Raw genomic sequence first — 19,885 nt, forward strand, 5'->3', positions numbered from 1 at the left:
CATGAAGGAGACTAGCCCGCTTAACCTTTACAAGCTGCTTCCGCAGACAAATTGCAAGAAGTGCGGAGAGGAGACCTGCATGGCCTTTGCCGCCGGCCTTATCGCCAGAACCCGCAAGGTAGAGGAGTGCACTCCGCTGATCGATGAGAAGAAGTACGCCAAGAAGCTTGATGGACTCAGGACCACAGTCGCACCCGAGCTGAAGATGATCTATGTGGGTGTTGGTGAGAGACAGGTCAAGGTAGGTGGCGAGGACGTCATGTACCGCCATCAGATGACCTTCTTCAACAAACCGCCATTTGCCTATGATGTTGCCGATAACATGGAAGAGGCAAAGCTCATAGAAAGGGTCAAGAAGATCACCACCTGGCGGAAGTTCTACATCGGCAAGTGGCAGGGTGTGGAGATGATCGCCGTCCGCTCTGTGACCGACGATCCTGCCAAGTTCGCCGCCTGTGTCAAGACCGTCATGGCCAATGGCGATGGCTTCCCTCTCATTCTCTGCTCCTTCAACCCGGCAGTCCTCAAGGCCGGCCTGGAGGTCGCAGCCAAGGAGAAGCCCCTCATCTATGCCGCCAACAAGGACAACTGGAAGGAGGTTGCTCAGCTCGCTTATGACTACAAGGTTCCGGTCACACTGAGCGTTCCCTTCGACCTGGATGGCCTCAAGTCCATGGCCGTCACCTTTTCCTCCATGGGGCTGACCGACCTGGTCCTTGACCCTGGAACGGCACCCAACGGCAAGATGCTGCAGCAGACCCTGCTCAACTTCATCAATCTGAGGAGGGCGGCAGTGGAGGAGGCGCAGAGGGATATCGCTTATCCGGTCATGGTCCTGCCCATCAACGCCTGGCTGACCACTGATGACCCGGTCCGTGCGGCTTACTGGGAGTCTGTGCTCACTGCAGCCTTCGTCATTCGCGGCGGTGCGATCATGATCAAGCATTCCCTCGAGCCGCACAGCATGATGCCCGATATGCATCTGCGCTTCAACATCTACACCGACCCCAGAACGCCGGTTCAGGTCAAGCCCGGCATCTACAAGGTCGGCAATCCGGGACCGGAGTCGCCTGTCTTCCTGACCACCAACTTCGCCCTGACCTACTACACCGTCGAGTCGGATGTGGCATCAAACAACATCGATGCCTACATCATCGCCATCAACACCGACGGCATCGGGGTGCAGGCATCTGTCGCTGGCGGCCAGCTCACCCCGGCCAAGATCCTGGACTCCTTCAATGAGGCTGGATTCGATTGGGCCGGTCAGAAGTACCCGGCGATGGTCCTGCCCGGCATGGCGGCCAAGTTCAGCGGTGAATTGGAGGACCTCTTCGCAGGCAAGGCCAAGATCATGGTCGGCCCAGAGGACTCCGGAAGAATCATCGGCTGGATGAAGGACTTCTGGCCACCGAAGTAGATCGATGGGAAGTGCCCTGAATAAGGGCACAAGTTTTATTTTATTTTAAAGTTAAAGGCCCCTCATCCTCATTAGCGTATTTCAGCTTCTTGATGATAATCGCTTCTGCATTCCCGATCAAGGGGAGGCTTTGTGCTCTATTCCTGCTGGCCTGTGCGCCTGCTGGCCTGTGCGATCGCCCGCGAATCCTCTATCCGATCTCAGCAAAAAATAGTTATAAAATGCAGCATAGATCATCCGAGGGGATCTTAAATGCCAAAGATAGCTGTAATCTATGCCAGCGGCCTGGGAAGGACCAAGAAGATGGCAGAGGCGATTGCCAACGGGGCAATGAGCATTGAAGGAACAGAGGTATTGCTAAAGGATGCCTTTGAAGCCTCGCCGAATGATATTGTGGATGCGGATGCAATCGCCCTTGGCGGCTCGACCTATAACTACAAGCTGATCAAGTCGATTGATCCATTGCTGAAAGAGATGGCAAAGCTTGATCTAAAGGGAAAGGTGGGGGTTGCATTCGGCTCTTATGGATGGAGTGGGGAGAGCATTCCCACCCTGATCGCCCACATGAAATCCTTTGGCATGAATGTGGTTGAGCCCGGAACGGCAGCCATACAGGTGCCAAGCAAGGATGATATTGAAAAGTGCTTTCATCTTGGAAGGACGATTGCAACCGGCCTGAGAAGCTAGCTTCCTTCTCCGGCTTACGTTTTAAGACCTTAGATGAGAGGCTGGCGCCTTTTTTTTTATCCGCTCTCATCCCGCCGGCATCCCTTCATCGTCCTCTGCAACTCCCGCGCCACCATTGCCCCGGCCATCCTCTCCTTCACTGTCGTTGCCAGCATCCGGCCTGCCCGCGCCCGGGAGTATTCGTCCACCTGCCAGTCCAGGCCCTCATAGCCCACCTCCATCAGGATCAGCCCCTCTGCCGGAGCAGTGGGAGCGCCGTGGTTGGTCTCCGGCCGGAGGAGATCGGAGAACCAGCCCATCCCCTTTTGGCCCGAGCCCACCTTTTCCAGGGCGCCAACAAACTTTCGCACCATATTCCATAGGAAGCCATCTGCCCGGATATCGAGGATGAACAGGCCATTCCTCTCAGATATATCCACCTTCTCCACCCTCTTTACCGTTTCCACCTTCGCGGAGGAGAAGTTTCGAAAATCATGCTCCCCCAAGAGCATCTCTGCAGCCTCCTCCATCAGATCCATGTCCAGCCCCGGATGCCAGAGAAGATAGCGGTACTCCCTCCAGAGGGCATTCCAGCGGGCGCTGAATCCCACGGGGGCAATGGCCCAGGCCCAGGCCCAGATGTCCCGGGGGAGGCGTCCGTTCACGCAGCGCGGCCTGGTCAGATCCATCTTATCCTCATCTATCCAGAAGTCGATCACCTGGCCCAGGGCGGAGACCCCCCGGTCCGTCCGCCCAGCATAGCAGAAGTCGCCATGGATGACGCCTATCCTCTCCAGCGCCCGCCGGACCTGGCTGTCCACTGTCACCCGGTCGGGTTGCTTTTGAAACCCATAGTAGTTGTCTCCCAGGTAGGCGAGCTTGAGGGCAACCTTCATCCTGATCCTGTCCCGGACGAAGCTTGATTACAGAGCACTGAAAGCCCCAATCAGATCTCCCTGGGATCGGTGATATAGCCGGTGATGGCGCTTGCTCCTGCAGTGGCCGGGGAAGAGAGGTAGACGAATGCCTGGGGGCTTCCCTGCCGGCCCACGAAGTTCCGGTTGGAGGTGGCCAGACAGTGCTCGCCTGCCCCCAGCAGGCCGAAGCTTCCGCCCATGCAGGGGCCGCAGCAGGGCGACTCCACCATCGCCCCCGCCTCCATGAACCTCTCCACCAGTCCGGCTCGCAGGCATTTCAGGTACTCCTCCCGGCTGGCGGGGACCACTATCATCCTCACCCCTTTTGCCAGGGGCTCTCCTCTCATCATCTCGCTGGCAAGCTGCAGGTCCTCAAAACGGCCGTTGGTGCAGGAGCCCAGGAAGACCTGATCGATCCGGACCTTGGGAACCTGGCTGATGGGAAGGACGTTATCCACATTATGGGGCATGGCGATCTGGGGCTCAAGATCGGATACATCCCACTCCCGGCGGGAGAAGGATGCATCCTCATCCCCCTCGATGATTCCCGCCTCGATCGCCCCCCGATCCTGGACCCTCTCCTGCAGATAATCCCTGGTCGTCTGGTCGGCGGGGAAGATGCCCACCTTGGCCCCCATCTCTATAGCCATATTGGAGACCGTCATCCTCTCCGGAATGCTCATCCTCTCCGCCGCCTCGCCCCGGAACTCGCAGGCCAGATAGTTGGCCCCATCAGCACCGATATCCCCGATGATGCGCAGAATGGCGTCCTTGGAGGTGACGCGGGTGGGCAGCCGTCCCTGAATCATTATCTGTAGAGTCCTGGGAACCATGAACCAGAGCTTGCCGGTGGCAAATACCGATGCCATGTCCGTCGATCCTACGCCGGTGGCAAAGGCGCCCAAGGCCCCGTAGGTGCAGGTATGCGAGTCAGTGCCGACAATGACATCACCGGGAAGCACATGACCCTTCTCAGGCATCACCTGATGGCATACGCCGCAGAAGATGTCATAGTTGAGAATTCCCTGCTCAGCAGCAAATTTACGCAACTGGATATGGTTTTCTGCTGCCTCCAGACTGTCTGCCGGCACCTGATGATCGAAGAGGAGGACGATCTTGTCTGGATCCCAGACCCGGGCATCCCGGCCTGCAATCTCATAGAATCCCTTCACTGCCAGGGGGCCGGTGATATCATGAATCATGGCGCAGTCGATGTCCGCCATGATGAACTCGCCCGCTTTAGCCTCTTTTTTTGCCGCTCTGGATAATATCCTCTCAGACAGGGTTTGGCCGCTCATGTAGACCCTGTTGCCCTTCATGATAATAAATCTTGACCTTTGCCCTCATCCTTGCCCTCACCCGCCATCCCCAGGCTCATCATCCTCGCCCTTCTGAGATCGGAGACGAAGTCCTCCATCAAATTCTTGTTCCTCAGGACGGCTGCAGGATGATAGGTCACCAGAAAGCGATCGCTCAGAGTCTGGTTGCGAAGAGCGGAGACTCCCACCACTCCCAAGACTGCCCCCGCTGCGATATTGCCCATCAGACAGATGATCCGGGGGTTTATGGCCTCCATCTGATCCTTTAGATAGGGCAGGCAAAGCTCGATCTCCTCCCTCCTCGGATTTCTGTTATTCGGAGGCCGACACTTGACGACGCTGGTGATGAAGAGATCGGACCTTGAGAGGCCGGCCTTCTCCAGGGCCTCATCCAGCACCCTTCCCGCCCGTCCGGTGAAAGGCAGCCCCTTGAGGTCCTCCTCCCGTCCCGGGGCCTCTCCTATCAGCATGATCTCGGCCTTGGAGGGTCCGCTTCCGGGCACAGAATGGTTTCGGGTTAAAGAGAGGGGGCAGAGCTTGCAGGAGTTGATCTTCTCTTGAAGCATAACCAGGTCTGGGGGGCACATAATGCAGGCCATTGACCCTCTCCCTTGATAATCCTTCTCCATTGATCCCTCTTCCCGGAAAAACCAACCGCAACGAAAGGTTCTTATTTATTCAAACCCTCTTGCCAATTGAGGAGGGTACTGATGCAGTTTGCAGAGTGGACATATCCCCTGAGGAAGTTTGATGACATATATTATACTATTGAAAAAATAGTTTACGACAAGGGAGAGCTGAAGGGCTTCACCACTGAAGATATATACAACAACCTGCGAGATAAGCGCTTTTTCAATGATGTACAGGATCTGAATCGTTATCTTCTGGAGAACGGGCGGAAATATAAGATCAGGAAGATGGATGAGGTCTGGGAGCGCTACTATTAGCGCTTCATCTGATCTTCTCTTTGAAGTATATATTCCTCTCATCTATTCCCAGTTCATTGAATCTGCCCGTGGCCAGGATGCTATGGCTGTGCTTGAGCTGAGCCACTCTAACTCCGGGTGCCACCACTGACTCCGATGGGAGGATCACATTCTCGCCGATCACAGAGACCCCCTCTGCTCCGCCATCCAGACCCAGATCACTATGCTCCTCCAATGTGGAGTGGCGGCCCACTATTGCCCTGCTGATGCTGACTGAATGCTTGATATGAGCGAAGCTCATCACCATGCTCTCCTTGATCTCGACATCGCGTTCGATGAGACTGGTATGGCCGATATGAGAGTTCTCTATCACTACCCCCCGCTCGATGCGGCAGTTCCGCCCTATGGAGACATCTCCCTTCAGGGTGATATCTCCTGAGAGAAGCAATGGCTCTATCCGGGAGAGGGTGCTGGGATGAATCCACTGATTGGTCTGGTAGCAGTACTTGCGGTCGAAGTGCTTAACCTGGCCGGAGAGGCAATCCATGGCCGCCTGATGCAGCCTTTCCGGTGTGCCGATATCTATCCAGTATCCAGAGATAGGAAAGCCGTAGACGGGATAGCCGTTCTCAATCAGGTAGGGGATCAGATCTCCTGCGATATCGCGGGCCCGGTCGCCCATTTCCATCAGGACCTCGCGAATGCGTGATGAGAAGAGGTAGAACGCAGTGTTTATCATCCGACTGGGCTCGCTGCCAGGCTTTGGCTTCTCCACAAATCCCTCGACGCGCATATTCTGTCCCAGATGGGCTACTCCATACTGCGAGATGCTCTCCTCAGGACCCAACTCTTTGAGTACCACCGTAGCCAGAGACTGGTGCTTTCTATGGAAGCCGATTAGGCTTCCTAGGTCGATGTCGATGAGGTTATCTCCCGAGACCACCAGCAGGTCATCTTTGATGTCATAGTAGTTCATGCAGTAGCGTAGAGAGTCGGCGCTGCCCTTGTCATTGTAGAGCGGCTGATAGCTGAAGTCCTGGTGGTCGGCGATGCCCAAACGCTTGAAGAAGCCCTCGCCTGCTTTGAAATAATTACTTAGGCTAAGGGTGTTGCTGGCACCCTTGCTGCCCAAGATAAACCTACGGCAGCCCTGGCTAGCTAAAACCCGGAAGAGATTGGCTATTATGGCCGTATCGCATATTTCTACAAGCGGCTTCGGCTGATCCAAAGTAAGCGGGTACAAGCGCGTTCCTGAACCGCCCACCGTTGCTAAGACCTGGGGTAACATACCTTATAATTGGGCCGGGCAAATATTAAGCCTGTCGCTGCAACCTGTTGTCCAACCCATCTCTGGCTAGTAGCCACGCATTATCTTCATTATAATTCGAGCTATCATAAAGGCAAGTACAAATAGGATGACGTAGAAGGCAATACTCATTATGTCCATGGAAAAAACAAAGGAATTTCTAGTTTAAAGATTTAATTGAGAATTATCGAACCAAACACGATTGACAAGGAAAATTTTCATCCGAATAGAGAACATCTCCAATACTTGCCCATAAGCTCGATAAAGACGCTTCTTCCAAGCTTCCTACAGTTTTTGCATGAACAAATGGACATGGTCTTAATCGCTGATCCGCTCCGATGACGACGCTTGTTCTTCCACATGTGCAGGCAGGCAATAAAGTTATTAACAACTCAGGATCTGTCGAATGCCAAATTTGAATCTGACGATAAAGGGAAATGATCGCCTCACTGGCAAGGCTGTCCATTTGGGCATTTGATCCTGACATACCAACCTTCTTGAATAGGCTGATGTAACATTCTCTAATGCCATGCTCATGCATGAATGATGGAAGTAGATGGAACTCACTAGCATTTTTAGAATCCAATGTCAGAACGATTCCTACCCTGGGAATACCACCTCTCTTTGCCTGAATTAAAGCTTTTTCTGCTTCAATGAACGCTCCACTCCCACGGGAATTATCGTGAAACTGTGGGGTCAATCCATCAAAACTCACTTCGATATGATTCAGCCCTGCAGTAGCTAGAGACTTTGATCTGGCCAAAGAAAGCTGGAACCCATTGGTAATGAGCTTGACGAATACTCCGGCATTACGCAGAGTGGCAATAATCGCTTCGAGATCATGGCGGAGAAGCGCTTCTCCGCCGAGAAGAGTAACGTAGAAAATTCCGGCTTCGATGATTTGAGCCGCGATTCTTTGTGCAGCATTTGATGTAGGTCCGACTGAGTCAAAATCGGACAAATAGCAAATCTTGCAGCGTGAATCGCATTTAGTGCAGATCTCCCAAAGGCAATACCACGGCACTTTTGAATGCTTAAGCATGAATTGAATTTCGGGCGCTGGGAATTCCTTGATCACTTTCTCTGTCGGTAATCTCGAATCGATCAGATCTCTGACGGATGTGAGAAATCCTAGGTTCATGAGACGCTGCATGAAAGGGTAAGACCTCATCATTGCCAAATATGGACTGCGCTTCGCCGCGCAGTTCAGCGACTGTTTTTTGGGCATAAACACCGCGCCAGATCAAGCTGCCATATGGACCAAGAACCAGGAGAGGATTGTTCTGGAGCATTGACTGGGTATTAAATAAGATCGTGAGGTCAGGTGTCTCTGAATAGCTTCTCACATACTTGTCGCGCATTACTGGCTGAAGCGAATCGAGCTGTATGGATTCCATCCTAGGGTTCGCATTACAATTTTTTTCCCGGACCAAGTCGCACGCAATTAGATTGGAAAAAATGCTACTAAGACCTGCCAGGCAATCGGAATGCCAATCGTACCAAAGAGAAGCCTGAAATGGATTCAGATGAACAGTCTTTCCACTTGAGCGATTGATGATGCAGCAACCCCCTAATGATTCTGGCAGCACTATTGAATTCGGATTTTTAACGAAATTGATGCTCATAGTCGCAACCCTTCCCAAAATCATAGGCTGATTCGACCTTGCGGCGTATAGACATCTGTAAAGACAAGATCGAAAATGGCATGTTGCTCTATCATTGCCAGCCAGGCATTGAAAGATTGTAGTTGCGAGTTCACCAGAGGCACCATTAGGTGACCCAGCTTGATGTGAGCCATCGTGGGCATGTTGGTTCTAAGCCATCGGAAATTATGTGCAAGCTGCGTGCGCAATTGAAGAATTTTGTCATCAATTGGCAGACACTTGACCAACAAATGTCCTGAATAGGTCAGGATCAGTCCAGCCGCGATGACTCGAATCGTTTGCAGGTGTAATTTATGAATCAGAGCTTTGACAGCTTCCAGCTCTTCTCCATTAAGATAACTAACAACAGAAGATTCGTAGTGTGTGCGATTTGCAATGGTGATATGATAAGAATCCGCAGGAACGTAAGCGAAACTCGGCTGCTCGGAACTAGAGTATTCTCTAAGCCGAGCATCGACCAGATGGGATAGAGCGAACAGCTCAAACTGTTTTGATTCGGGCAATGGGCAGCCAAGAGCTATCCCTGTTGGCTTATAGGCCTCTTCCCGCAAAAGACACTGAGTTGGCAGTATATTTATCAAATTATTGGAAGTCTTTTGAATAGCTCGCAGGTCTAGCCCATTATGGTACAACTCGTTGGCTATCTTTATGTAGGCAATTCTGCATTGATATAGAAAATCTTGTTTGGCCAGAATGTTGGTCATCTGAGTTGAATCCTCTGTTTTATCTGCCAGGGGCGGTCCGGTTGTGACTTAACCATGATTGCTATATCATTGATTAGTATTTGTTGCTCTTTCTTCATAACCGTTTCGTATATCTCCTTTAACTCTCGTGCGACTTCATCCATTTTATCGGGGGGTACCTCGGTCAATAGTGTGAAATGTGGATTAAACCTTTGGAGTATATATGGAGCATGATAGCGTTTGATCATCAAATCATCACGTGGCAAACTCGAATCTCGATCGCAAGAAGACAATCCGAGACTGTAGTTCGATGCAACAGCTTGTCGGTAACACCTAAATACCATTTCATAATGCATAGACTCTAGAGTCCCACTTTTATCATGACATACCAAAGAAATACTACTATCATTTGGAAAGCGCTCCTTTATCTCGGCACTGAGGCTGAAAGGATGAAGCTCTTGCGCTACAAACTCAACCGTTTTACACAAAAGATCGATGTCGCGCTGGCAAGGATAGTACAGCACGTCAGCTATTGTCAAATGAAAACCGAAGTCGGCCGCAAATCCTACATATTCAGACCAGTCTGACTCAACTGTGCAGCTTTTTCGGACATCATATCCCAAGACTTTGGAGCCGAACCTGTAGATTTCAGAAGAATCGTTTGGTACAAGATACACTGCAAACGACAGGAACTTCTCCACACTCACGGGTTTGCACATCTGCGCATCAAAGACAAGTTGGGCTTCTGCACTAGATGCCTTGACATTCTCGTATTGCCTGGCAAGAAATTCAATCATTGACGTATGGGCGGAGTTACTTTTCGAAAAATGAGAGACAGGGCTTAGATTGCCCAGCAAGGCGTAACCATAGGGATAGAAGAAATAGTCGTCATCAATGATGAACATTGCGAATGTGGGATAGTGAGAAAATAATTTGAGCACAAAGTTGGATGGATTTTTTTTCTGTTCTTCTATGATTGAATTCAGCCGATTGATTAGACCCACTTTTCCAACAGGCGGCTTCATGTCTCCTATTTCTTCTTCGATCAGGCGCATCTCAACAGCTGGACTAAATGGATTCGCCAAGTATATCTCGAGATTACATTCCCCCTTTTTTACCCGATCCATGAGGCTAATGATTATGGTATCGTGGTGAAGGATATTAATACCAATGCCAATCAGAATGATTCGTCTTGCCTTTCCAGCCAATTTCTCAAAGCAACCTGTAAACTCAGAACTATCACTGCGCGCAAAGATCTGGCTCGGATTCTTTTCCATATGGTGCGGATTGTTTTCATTAATGGAATCCGCTCCAAACTCAAGTTCGAAATCTAAAAACTTTATTCTGCGCAGTCTCCTTTTCCAAATTAGAGCAAGAATCAAGGTGACGAGAGCTGTCGCAAATACATAGAACCAGTAATTGGTGAGAAAGCTAATTATGGTGTTCATTGGTACGTCTCCTGCTCCATTTAACCGATATTCTATTGCCATCAGAATTCGCACGGCGTGCTTGGATCAAGCACATTTGCCCCTCCCTTGATAGCAGTTGGGCCGACGGGAAAGCCCTACCTTTGCTGGATTGGCTAACATGCTTTTGCCCACGACCTCTGAACCAATGAGGCATGTCTCTATTGAAGCATACATCAATTCGTGTCGTTCTACTCTTCGTCCGACTGTATAGCTGTTCGTCAGCACGGCACGCTGTTGAGTAACACGCCTTTACATGATTGCTCGACTTGCGGCTTCCTGTTCAATATGACCTCTGCATTCCCCCAATTGCACACACCTCAGCTTACAAGGCATTTCTATCCCTATTTTCTGCACCTTGTCCTTGAATAGATGATTTGGTAGTTGAAATGGCAACCATGATAAATATCCTTTTTTATTATCGACTTCCTTGAATATCATTCTTTCTCCTTTCTTTGTCTCAACCAGACCTCGATTATCCCAACGTGCTATGCATTTTTAAATTTTACTTCAGATGAGTCCGGTCTAGGTGTAGTCAATTTCATGACACCACTATCTTGATTCAATCAATCATAATGATTTATTACAACGGGAGTGCAGAGGGTCACGAATACCCCGACCTTCAGGTCGGGGATGAAGTGAACCCTCGCCTCTTCTTTTCTGTTATCTAATTCAATAAACCGTTCCTTCTTTTAAAATGAGGCCTTTAAGCACCTTAGCCACAGGTGGTGCCAGCCACCTATGGCTAGGATGTGATAAGCTTGGAGTTGCGCAGTTTTAGCCATGGCTATGGTCAGATAACCTACCACATCGTACTGGTGCCTAAGTACCGATATAGAATATTCTGCGATAGGCAAGTTAAAAAGGATTGCGAGTTGATCCTTAGAAACATTTGCATGGAGCAAGGCTACAAGTGTATCCGCCGGTCCAAATTTGACCCCCCGCGCCGATCCGATTTTGACCCCCTTAGACGACTAACCTAACTCATAGAGTATAAAGTTCACGTCTCGCTACTTTCTGCGGAAACTCTCTCCGTTCATGTTCAGTATCAGCGCGTGGTGGGTAATCCTATCCAGAATTGCTGCGGTTAGAGTCCTGTCATGGAATACCTTCACCCAATCTGAAAATCCCAGGTTCGAGGTAATGATAGTACTCATAGTCTCATATCGTGCTGCAAGCAACTGAAATAGCAATTCAGCAGCAGCGAGATCAAATGTTACGTACCCAAGCTCATCAATTATGAGGAGATCAACCTTTTTAAACTGTTTGATATAAATTGAGAGCCTGTTATCTTTTCTCGCTTCGATCATCTCATTGACCAATGCCGCTGCGGAGCGAAATACAACTCGATAGTTCTCCTCGCATGCTTTGATCCCTACCGCAATAGCCATATGAGTCTTGCCGGTTCCTGAATTTCCGATGAGAATAACATTCCTCCTTTCTTTAAGAAACGCAAGCGCTTTTAGTTCAGGAATAGCCTCTCGCCCATCTTGCGGCAAATCATCCATCAATAGATCCTCGAACCTCTTTTTTGTCGGAAAGCCGGCTTGCCGAAGCGCTCTCATCTGGCGGTTCAGATGTCTCTTGTCGAGTTCGGACTGCAATGCTGAAGTCAGAAACTGCAGCATATCCTCATTATCAGGCTGATAGTCCAGGACGTAGTTGTAGACTCCGCTCAGTCGCAACTGTTTACATAGATCTGCAAGATTCGGTTCCACAGTCTATCCCTCCATAAACTGATCGAATATGGTGAGATCCGGCTCCAGGACCTCGAAACCACCCTCGATGTCAAAGGGCTCAACCATCAGAGCATTGGTTTGATGAAGCAAAAACCGAATGCTATCGCTGGTCGGATGGATGTTCTGTTCTTTTAGGATCGCAAGAGCGGTTGAAAATTTTTCAGGGGAGGTCTCTTTTATCAGGTCAAGAATAGGCAGAAATTTTTTTGGATCATTCGCATAATAGCGATTGAAAGCATCCCGAATCAGTTCATCTGCCTGAGCTAAAACTCTGGAATTTGGGAGCGCACCCGGTTTGCGATGAAAAGTCTTGATGTAATGAGCGATATCAAGCGAATACTTCTGATTCCCAGCCAATCGACGATGAACTGCAATGATATCGTTTCCATCAAGGAACTCGATCCTATCCACCAACATCTTCAGTGTAATATATCGAGGACGGTATGTATCCGGAATTGAGTAGAAGTTCCCGTCAAATTTTACCAATGAATACCGCGAAATAGTTGCACGTTTCAGTTCGCAGTTTTCAAATTCGAGTGTTGGCAATGGATGCATCAAGGCTCGCTCTTGATCAAGGCCCTGGACCAGCACATCGGATCGACGATAGACTGGATGGCCGTTTATCTCGCCAAGGCGCATTTTTAGCCATTCAGCAGCCTCATTTATGGATGCAAATGAACTCCTTTCGCTGAAAGTGGCACGCCGGACATAGCCTACACTTTCTTCGTCTGTCCCTTTCTCGTTAGGTGAAGCTGGATTGCAGACACAGGGCTGAAAACCGAAATGCATAGAGAATTCCAGAAATTTATCATTGAACTGCTGCTTTCGAGAATCGTATACAGCAGCCATTCTGTCATAGAATATCGCCTCGGGAACTGAGCCGATCTCGCGGAAGAATTCGATGTGGGCCTGGATCACTTCCAGACGGGTTGATCTGTTATAGAGGCGAGCAAATCGATAGAGCGAGAAGGGCAAGACGAAGACCGCAAGGTAGAATTTCTGCCATACTCCGGCGATATTGAGTGTGACTTCGCCCCAATCGAATTCTGCACGCTGACCAATGCGCGGCTCCTGCAAGATAAACACCTCTCGGGGTGCATTAGTGCGTTTCCAGCGGACAACTTCGTCCTTGACCGTGGTATAACCTATTTTATGACCATCCTGGACGAGAAGCTCCCAGATTCTTTTTGCCGTGAGTCGTTGTTTTTTGGGGCATCCCATGTTTGACTCAAGATATTGATGTATCTTCTGACGGACAAGATCAGTGAGAACGCGAGAGGGTTGAACGATCTTTCGGTTTTTGGGAATGATCTCCTCCGCCAATCCTTCTTGCACATCTTTGACCTGATGAAGATACTTTTTCACAGTGTTCCGGGATATGTTCAGTTCGCGGGCTACTTTTTTGTAGGACTTATGGAGTTCGTACAGGTCTACGATTCTACGTACATCTGCCATCGTTTTCACCTTACCGCCCACCTCTCAGAGTACTTGGAGAGGGAAGGCTTTCCTTTTTGGGGGGGGGTCAAAAACGAACTGGCGTTTCCTTAAATAGGGGGGTCAAAATTGAGTCGGCGAATACAACAAGATTCATGCAATGGAAATTGTAGAGGATCACGTTCACTTGTTCCTGGAATTCCACCCAAGCATATCTCTATCAAGAGTTGTTCAATACTTGAAAGGAAGCAGTTCTTATCGATTGTTCAGACTTCATCCTGAATTGAAAAAAAGCTATTGGGGTGGAAATCTATGGTCAAGCGGCAAATTTTTCGTTCTGTAGGAAATGTAACTGCTGGAACGATTGCGCACTATATTAGGGAGTCTCAAGGAAAAGCTGTAACAGAGGTCCGATTTTTCAAGTCAATGGCTTCAGGTCAACGAAGACTGGATGATTTCTGAATTCCGGAGAACGGCAGCATGCGGCCCGAAGCATACCCCGTCCCTTTAGGGCGGGGTGGCCGCGCGCAGTTTGATTTTAAGATTCTGAGTTTGCTTCGCTTCAATTTTTTAAGATTGCGACAACAATAGACTTCCTATGAACGTCCAATCTGCGATCCACTAACTTTATATCTTTAAACTTCTGTACAGAATTCTGTCTTGATATTGTAAATAGCATATGATATGCCATTTCAGAATCTTATATATATGGCCAAATAAAAAGGTGCTAAAGTAATGACTGATGAGGATATTACCATTGCAATAGATGTCGGCGGAACAAATACACGTATATGTATTAGTTTTATAAAAAATAATAAAATAACATCCTCCTCGAATTGTCCCCACATAACTAAGAAGGCGATTCATTCTAAAAACGATTTGGAAAGTTTTATTAAATATACATTAAAATCCATTTTTGAAAAACAATGCAAAATTAAGTGCGCGATTGATTTTGCTGGTCCTGTATTTGAGCATAGAAAGGCAAAGATTACAAATTGGTGTGGATCTCCAACTATAACTTTAAGGGATCTAATTAATTGGGGATTTCCTGATGATCGCACACTAATGCTAAATGATCAGGAAGCAGCAGCGTATGGTCTGTTGAACCTGCTCGAGGAAGATCCAACGTTATCTAAATCTTGTAAAAATATTTATAGGCAAGAAAATGAGGTTCTGCATGTTTCGCCGTTTTCAAGTATGATCCTTTTATCCCCTGGAACAGGCTTAGGCACCGTAGGAATCATTTATGGAAAAGCAAAAAACGGAAACACACTCAGGATTATATTGCCATCTGAAATTCAGCACTCACCCATATATCCGTTAGATTATAGACACGAGAGGCTGATCAAATGGTTTAGGAAAAATATTAACGCTGGTATATGGCCTAGCTGGGAAGATTTTGCATCTGGTGATGGGCTGGTAAATATCTATAAAGGTATGCAAAATATTAATAATATATCCCATTTGTCTGGAACTTATATGAGCAGGGAGCTTTCAGCTGAAAAAATTGCGGATAATGCAATTAAGCGAAATGATCTGCTATCAGAACAAGCTCTTGATCTCTATTACAGATGCGTTGGACGAATGGCTCAAACCATGGCTTTATTGCTTCAACCATATGGTGGAATTTTCCTATGCGGACATTCTATAAATAAAAACGAAATTTTTATTGACCATAGTGGAATGATTCGCGAGATTCATTCAAATAAAAATCAGAGGGATCTTCTTATGCAATTTCCTATCTATATCATAAAGGATGAAGATATTAATATAAAAGGGGGCCTCTGGATATGCAAAGAAATGATACCAAGTATCTGAATCTATACATATTGACCAAATGGCACTTTTTAGCCCTTACTATGTCATTGCGAAATGTTTTAGTGGAGCTTTTGGAGACTTCACAAAGGCTCGCTTCTGCAAAAGATTGATCTTACAGAACCGTACTCTCCTTAAAGTCAGGTGCGAATCATGAATCATACTGGGGCCATAGAGAGGGCGAAGGAGCACTTCGCCGCGCTGCTCAGTGAGCAGCTCAAGCGCATTGATCAGATGAAAGCGGAGGAGGAATGGGCGGACTACAGCCGGCTTATGCCGGTAGTGATCGGTGTGGTAGGAGGAGATGGCATCGGCCCCTTCATCACCAAAGAGGCTGTCCGGGTGCTCGAGCAGATTCTGGCAGAAGAGATCCGGTCGGGGAAGGTTGAGCTGAGGTGGATCTCCGGCCTTTCCATCGAGGAGAGGGCGCAGGCGATGAAGGCCCTTCCTGAGGAGAGCCTGGCGGCGCTCAAGCAGTGCCATGTGATACTGAAGGGCCCCCTCACCACCCCCAAAAAGGGGGACAAATGGCCAAACCTTGAGAGCGCCAATGTCTCCATGCGCCGGGAGCTGGACCTCTTCGCCAACGTCCGGCCGGTGAAGGTGCCGGAGAAGGGCATCGATTGGATATTCTACCGGGAGAACACTGAGGGGGAGTACGTCCTGGGGAGCCTGGGCTTAAATGTCACCGATGACCTGGCAGTGGACTTCAAGGTGATCACCAGCCAGGGAGCTGAGAGGATCGTCCGCCTGGCATTCGAGTATGCCCGGAAGAACGGAATCAATAGGGTCTCTGCAGTCACCAAGGCCAATGTGATCAAGACCACTGATGGCAAGTTCCTGGATATAGCCCGGCGAGTGGCAGGCGAGTATCCTGATGTTCAGTTCGATGACTGGTTTGTGGACATAATGGCAGCAAAGCTGGTGGATGAGAAGCGGAGGCGCGAGTTTCGGGTGATCGTCCTGCCCAACCTCTATGGGGACATCCTCACCGATGAGGCGGCTGAGTTCCAGGGCGGTGTGGGCACTGCCGGGAGTGCGAATATCGGCAAGAGATATGCCATGTTCGAGGCCATACATGGCTCTGCGCCGCGCATGGTCGATGAGGGCAGAGCGCAGTACGCCGATCCGGCGAGCATGATGCGGGCCTGTGTGATGATGCTACGCCATATCGGCTTCTCCCAACAGGCCAACCGGATGGAGATGGCCCTTGATATCTGTGGCCAGTTCGAGAAGAGGATACGCATCACCGGCCGGCCCGATGGCGCTACGGGTGCCCAGTTCGCAGATTATGTGCTTGAGACCATATCCAATCCCGATCTGCTGGGCCGCTGGCAGAGCTATCAACCCTCTGGAGAGGCAAAGCTTTAGCTGGAGTAATCCCATACTAAAGATCCGTGGAAAATCTTGCAGAAGCATTTCTGAGCTTGAGCCGAGAGGATATCTCCCTTCTGGCTGCGATTGAAAGAGGGATGAGGACCCATGAGTGGGTCCCAACCTTTCTGATAACCAAGCTCTCCGGCCTCTCCGCCGGCAAATCAGAGTACCTCCTCCAGCGCCTTTATGAGAGGAAGCTGGTGGTGCGGGAGGCGCAGCACTATCTGGGATATCAGATAAACTTCGATTCTTATGACCTTCTGGCGCTCTCGGAGCTGGTCCGGCGCGATCAGGTGAGAGGCATAGGGGGAGAGATTGGGGTGGGAAAGGAGTCTATCGTCCTTCTCGCCCAGGGCGATGTGCCCCTGGCCATCAAGTTCCATCGCCAGGGGCGGACCAGCTTCAGGCATGTACGCCGCCTGCGCGATCACCTTGTGGATAAGCCTCGGGTTCCCTGGCTTTATGCCGCTGCCCTGGCGGCAAGAAGAGAGTTTCAGGTGATGACAAAGCTCCATCCGGATGTCTCCATTCCCCGGCCGGTGGCCATCAGCCGACATGCTCTGGTCATGGAGCAGGTCCCAGGGACGCTGCTCAACAGGATGGCCCTCTCCGATCCCGAGGAGGGCCTGAGGCTGATTCTCCATGAGGTGGGACGGGCCTTGGCTTTGGATATCGTTCATAGCGACCTGAGCGAGTTCAATATCATGATCGCCGCTTCAGGGCCGGTGATAATCGACTGGCCTCAGGCGGTGGATGCCACCCACCCCCATGCAACTGATCTCCTGCAGAGGGACCTGAGCAATGTATTGAGCTTCTTTTGGAGAAAATACCGCCTGGAAATGCCGCTGGAAGAGGCGCTCTCGATCGTCCGGGGGGCAGAGGGGATTTGAGCATCTTTGGGGTGGATATCGCCAGCGGCTCACCGGGCAGCCGCAGAGCTCCCAGCTACTCATTGGTGATCCTGGAGGGGGACTCGCTTGTCCCTCACCATATGATCAGCAGGCATAAGCTGATCCGGATGATCAGGGAACGGCAGCCGGAGATAGTGGCCGTGGATAATGTGCATGAGCTGGCAGAGAGCCACAGGGACCTGATCAACCTTCTGCGCCGTCTCCCTTCCTCCACCCGTCTGGTGCAGGTGACGGGCGGGGAGAGGCCGGAGTCCCTGGTCCGTCTGGCCCGCTGGAATGGCATCACCTTCGATCGCACCAAACCCCTGGAGGAGGCCGAGGCCTCGGCCAGGCTGGCGGCCAGGGGGGTGGGGGCGGTCGTCTCCGCCTTTGAGGATAGGACGCTGATCAAGGTGAGCCGGAGGCGATCCCTGGGCAGGGGTGGCTGGAGCCAGAACCGCTACACCCGCAAGATCCATGGCGCAGTGATGTCTCTGGCCCGTGAGGTGGAAAGGCAGCTTCGCGAGGCGGGCCTGGAGTACTCCCTGCGGACGGTGGAGGGGCTGGGCGGCTTCACCCGGGCGGAGTTTCTGGTGGAGGCCCCGCGGGATAAGGTGCATATCAATGCCGGCTATTCAGTCGATGCTCAACTGAAGGTACAGAGCATAGAGAGGCCTGCTCTGCAGTACAAGCCCCTCCTGCACCGCAGGGGCTACATCATCGTGGGCCTCGACCCAGGAACCACCACCGGCATCGCCGCCCTGAACCTGCGGGGGGAACTGGTCGATCTGATCAGCTCCCGTGCCATCTCCTCCTCGGACGTGATCGAGTGGATAGCTGCCCGGGGAAGGCCGCTGATTGTCGCCACAGATGTCTCTCCCACTCCGGGGGCAGTGGAGAAGGTGAAGAGGGCCTTCAATGCCATCCTGTTCAGTCCGGGAACGGATATGGCGGGCGAGGAGAAGATCGCCCTGGGCAAGGAGCTGGGCTACAGGAACGATCATGAGAGAGATGCCCTGGCCGCCGCCCTGGCCGCCTTCAAGAGATACAAGAACAAGTTCATGCAAGTGGAGAAGAAGGCGCCGGCGGAGGTTGACCCCGATGAGATCAAGGCCCTGGTGGTCCGGGGCTATTCCATCGAGAATGCCATCGCCGAGTTCACCCAGGCATCCCCGCCTGAGGGCAGGCCATCGACGGCTGCCCCGGCGGCCACCCCGGTCACAGGGGCAGCTGCCACAGATCCCGATGCAGCCGGACTGCGCTCGCAGATCCAGCAGCTGACTGAGCAGGTGAGGACTCTGCGCTCCTATGTGGATGAGCTTCGGTCTCAGATGGCAAAGAAGGATGCTGATCTGCAGAGGGCGAACGAGAGGCTGGACCGGGCCAAGGACAAGACCCTCCGGGAGATCAAGAGGGAGCATGAGATCAGGATCCGGGAGAAAGAGATTGAACGGCTGCGCTCTATCCTGCGCGCGGAGAGGAAGTACACCAAGAGGCTGAAGAGGACTGTGGCTGCCCGGAAGAGGGCGGAGAGGATAGAGGCGGTGAAGGGGCTGCGCCGCTTGAAGCCTGTGGCGGCCTTCTCCCGCGAGGCAGTGCTGGCTGCGGCGGAGCGTTATGCTCTCGCCGAGGGGGATCTCGTCCTCTTGGAGGATGCCAGCGGCGGGGGAAGGAGCACAGCAGAGATCTTCCGGGAGAAGGGAGTGGCGGCGATAGTGGCAGAGGGGGAGATGGCCCCAGCGATGCAGGAGCACTTCCTGGATCTGGATCTTCCCGTATTCACCTCCAGGGAGGTTGCAGTACAGAGGATCGATGGCCTGCCCTTCATCCGGCCGGAGGAGCTGGAGGCGGCGCGGGAGAAGTGGGGGGTGCAGCAGAAGGCCCGGCAGGCGAGGCGGGAGGCGGAGAGGCTGGAGAGCCTCTTTCAGGATTATAAAGCGGAGAGGATGAAGGAGGAGAAGAGGAAGAAGAGGATGGAGCAGAGGGAGAAGATGGGCAGGAGGGAGGGGTATAATTGAATCAGCCCCTCAAATCTGATTTCTGGAGGCCTCCAGGAGGCCTTCCATAGGAGCGATATCTTTCGGCGCGCCCTGGCTCTCTATCGATTCCAAGAGCCATTCTGATTCCGGGCGGCCGTTCCTCTGGCCGCAGCCGGGAGCTGAACCATTTGTAAATTGGGATCGAATGAGGCAGACGGTTGCCCTGCGCCCGGGATCAAGCTGCATCTTTGGGGTGGTCATCCGATCGGCGCACGGCACTCCGATCG

The 19,885-nt window shown here is 51.2% G+C and carries 16 protein-coding genes and 2 pseudogenes; 9 read left to right on the plus strand and 9 right to left on the minus strand.

Annotated elements, in window-relative coordinates:
• Position 1 precedes the first annotated feature (1 nt).
• Positions 2 to 1,417, plus strand: coding sequence for an acetyl-CoA decarbonylase/synthase complex subunit gamma (gene acsC / locus IPI63_RS06455; protein WP_292477447.1), 1,416 nt, complete (start codon positions 2 to 4; stop codon positions 1,415 to 1,417).
• A 252-nt stretch (positions 1,418 to 1,669) separates the two neighbouring features.
• Positions 1,670 to 2,104 (plus strand): flavodoxin domain-containing protein, encoded by a 435-nt coding sequence (locus IPI63_RS06460; protein WP_292477450.1) that lies wholly within the window; start codon positions 1,670 to 1,672, stop codon positions 2,102 to 2,104.
• Between the two features lie 56 nt (positions 2,105 to 2,160).
• On the opposite strand, the gene truA is transcribed toward IPI63_RS06460, so the two are convergent.
• From truA to IPI63_RS06475, 3 genes are read right to left on the minus strand one after another with little or no spacing between them, the layout of a single operon-like run.
• Positions 2,161 to 2,979 (minus strand): tRNA pseudouridine(38-40) synthase TruA, encoded by an 819-nt coding sequence (truA, locus tag IPI63_RS06465; protein ID WP_292477453.1) that lies wholly within the window; start codon positions 2,977 to 2,979, stop codon positions 2,161 to 2,163.
• Between the two features lie 50 nt (positions 2,980 to 3,029).
• Entirely contained in the window at positions 3,030 to 4,319 is a 1,290-nt protein-coding gene (locus IPI63_RS06470; protein ID WP_292477455.1) for a 3-isopropylmalate dehydratase large subunit, read from the minus strand.
• Positions 4,316 to 4,918, minus strand: coding sequence for a uracil-DNA glycosylase (locus IPI63_RS06475; protein WP_292477458.1), 603 nt, complete (start codon positions 4,916 to 4,918; stop codon positions 4,316 to 4,318). Before IPI63_RS06475 ends, IPI63_RS06470 begins: the two co-directional genes overlap by 4 nt.
• 111 nt (positions 4,919 to 5,029) lie before the next feature.
• On the opposite strand from IPI63_RS06475, the gene IPI63_RS06480 reads away from it, so the two are divergent.
• Entirely contained in the window at positions 5,030 to 5,266 is a 237-nt protein-coding gene (locus tag IPI63_RS06480) for a hypothetical protein (protein ID WP_214066205.1), read from the plus strand.
• A 4-nt stretch (positions 5,267 to 5,270) separates the two neighbouring features.
• On the opposite strand, the gene IPI63_RS06485 is transcribed toward IPI63_RS06480, so the two are convergent.
• The 4 genes from IPI63_RS06485 to IPI63_RS06500 all read right to left on the minus strand — a co-directional run bounded on the left by IPI63_RS06485 (position 5,271) and on the right by IPI63_RS06500 (position 10,346).
• Positions 5,271 to 6,533, minus strand: coding sequence for an NDP-sugar synthase (locus IPI63_RS06485; RefSeq protein WP_292477461.1), 1,263 nt, complete (start codon positions 6,531 to 6,533; stop codon positions 5,271 to 5,273).
• Positions 6,534 to 6,735: 202 nt separating this feature from the next.
• Entirely contained in the window at positions 6,736 to 7,704 is a 969-nt protein-coding gene (locus IPI63_RS06490; protein ID WP_292477464.1) for a radical SAM protein, read from the minus strand.
• Positions 7,705 to 8,196: 492 nt separating this feature from the next.
• Positions 8,197 to 8,919, minus strand: coding sequence for a hypothetical protein (locus tag IPI63_RS06495; protein ID WP_292477467.1), 723 nt, complete (start codon positions 8,917 to 8,919; stop codon positions 8,197 to 8,199).
• The gene (locus IPI63_RS06500; protein WP_292477470.1) at positions 8,916 to 10,346 is read right to left on the minus strand and encodes a DUF1045 domain-containing protein; all 1,431 of its coding nucleotides are present in this window, start codon (positions 10,344 to 10,346) and stop codon (positions 8,916 to 8,918) included. The genes IPI63_RS06495 and IPI63_RS06500 overlap by 4 nt, the downstream gene beginning before the upstream one ends.
• A 779-nt stretch (positions 10,347 to 11,125) precedes the next feature.
• On the opposite strand from IPI63_RS06500, the pseudogene IPI63_RS06505 reads away from it, so the two are divergent.
• Positions 11,126 to 11,278: pseudogene (locus tag IPI63_RS06505) on the plus strand (transposase); the annotation flags it as partial.
• A 96-nt stretch (positions 11,279 to 11,374) separates the two neighbouring features.
• Here the strand turns inward: IPI63_RS06505 and istB are convergent.
• On the minus strand, positions 11,375 to 12,082 hold the full coding sequence (gene istB / locus IPI63_RS06510; protein ID WP_213996866.1) for an IS21-like element helper ATPase IstB: 708 nt from the start codon (positions 12,080 to 12,082) through the stop codon (positions 11,375 to 11,377).
• 3 nt (positions 12,083 to 12,085) lie between these two features.
• A complete protein-coding gene (gene istA, locus IPI63_RS06515; RefSeq protein WP_292478209.1) occupies positions 12,086 to 13,558 on the minus strand; it encodes an IS21 family transposase in 1,473 nt (490 codons plus the stop codon).
• A 127-nt stretch (positions 13,559 to 13,685) separates the two neighbouring features.
• On the opposite strand from istA, the pseudogene tnpA reads away from it, so the two are divergent.
• From tnpA to IPI63_RS06540, 5 genes and pseudogenes are all read left to right on the plus strand, one after another.
• Positions 13,686 to 13,999 (plus strand): annotated as a pseudogene (gene tnpA, locus IPI63_RS06520) (IS200/IS605 family transposase); the annotation flags it as partial.
• A 273-nt stretch (positions 14,000 to 14,272) separates the two neighbouring features.
• Positions 14,273 to 15,355: a glucokinase gene (locus IPI63_RS06525; RefSeq protein WP_292477483.1), complete on the plus strand. Its 1,083-nt coding sequence runs from the start codon at positions 14,273 to 14,275 to the stop codon at positions 15,353 to 15,355.
• Positions 15,356 to 15,505: 150 nt separating this feature from the next.
• Positions 15,506 to 16,723 (plus strand): isocitrate/isopropylmalate family dehydrogenase, encoded by a 1,218-nt coding sequence (locus IPI63_RS06530; RefSeq protein WP_214066203.1) that lies wholly within the window; start codon positions 15,506 to 15,508, stop codon positions 16,721 to 16,723.
• Between the two features lie 26 nt (positions 16,724 to 16,749).
• The gene (locus IPI63_RS06535) at positions 16,750 to 17,619 is read left to right on the plus strand and encodes an RIO1 family regulatory kinase/ATPase (RefSeq protein ID WP_214066202.1); all 870 of its coding nucleotides are present in this window, start codon (positions 16,750 to 16,752) and stop codon (positions 17,617 to 17,619) included.
• Positions 17,547 to 19,637 (plus strand): DUF460 domain-containing protein, encoded by a 2,091-nt coding sequence (locus tag IPI63_RS06540; protein WP_292477489.1) that lies wholly within the window; start codon positions 17,547 to 17,549, stop codon positions 19,635 to 19,637. Before IPI63_RS06535 ends, IPI63_RS06540 begins: the two co-directional genes overlap by 73 nt.
• The last annotated feature ends 248 nt before the right edge of the window (positions 19,638 to 19,885 follow it).

Origin of the sequence: Methanothrix sp. (assembly GCF_016706325.1) — an archaeon.
Taxonomy (GTDB): Archaea; Halobacteriota; Methanosarcinia; order Methanotrichales; family Methanotrichaceae; genus Methanothrix.

Coding starts and splice junctions, on each gene's coding strand:
- IPI63_RS06530 (WP_214066203.1), top strand. CDS start 15,506: ATGAATCATACTGGGGCCATAGAGAGGGCGAAGGAGCACTTCGCCGCG.
- IPI63_RS06460 (WP_292477450.1), top strand. CDS start 1,670: ATGCCAAAGATAGCTGTAATCTATGCCAGCGGCCTGGGAAGGACCAAG.
- IPI63_RS06490 (WP_292477464.1), bottom strand. CDS start 7,704: ATGCAGCGTCTCATGAACCTAGGATTTCTCACATCCGTCAGAGATCTG.
- IPI63_RS06500 (WP_292477470.1), bottom strand. CDS start 10,346: ATGAACACCATAATTAGCTTTCTCACCAATTACTGGTTCTATGTATTT.
- IPI63_RS06480 (WP_214066205.1), top strand. CDS start 5,030: ATGCAGTTTGCAGAGTGGACATATCCCCTGAGGAAGTTTGATGACATA.
- IPI63_RS06485 (WP_292477461.1), bottom strand. CDS start 6,533: ATGTTACCCCAGGTCTTAGCAACGGTGGGCGGTTCAGGAACGCGCTTG.
- IPI63_RS06525 (WP_292477483.1), top strand. CDS start 14,273: ATGACTGATGAGGATATTACCATTGCAATAGATGTCGGCGGAACAAAT.
- acsC (WP_292477447.1), top strand. CDS start 2: ATGAAGGAGACTAGCCCGCTTAACCTTTACAAGCTGCTTCCGCAGACA.
- IPI63_RS06495 (WP_292477467.1), bottom strand. CDS start 8,919: ATGACCAACATTCTGGCCAAACAAGATTTTCTATATCAATGCAGAATT.
- IPI63_RS06475 (WP_292477458.1), bottom strand. CDS start 4,918: ATGGCCTGCATTATGTGCCCCCCAGACCTGGTTATGCTTCAAGAGAAG.
- istA (WP_292478209.1), bottom strand. CDS start 13,558: ATGGCAGATGTACGTAGAATCGTAGACCTGTACGAACTCCATAAGTCC.
- IPI63_RS06470 (WP_292477455.1), bottom strand. CDS start 4,319: ATGAAGGGCAACAGGGTCTACATGAGCGGCCAAACCCTGTCTGAGAGG.
- truA (WP_292477453.1), bottom strand. CDS start 2,979: ATGAAGGTTGCCCTCAAGCTCGCCTACCTGGGAGACAACTACTATGGG.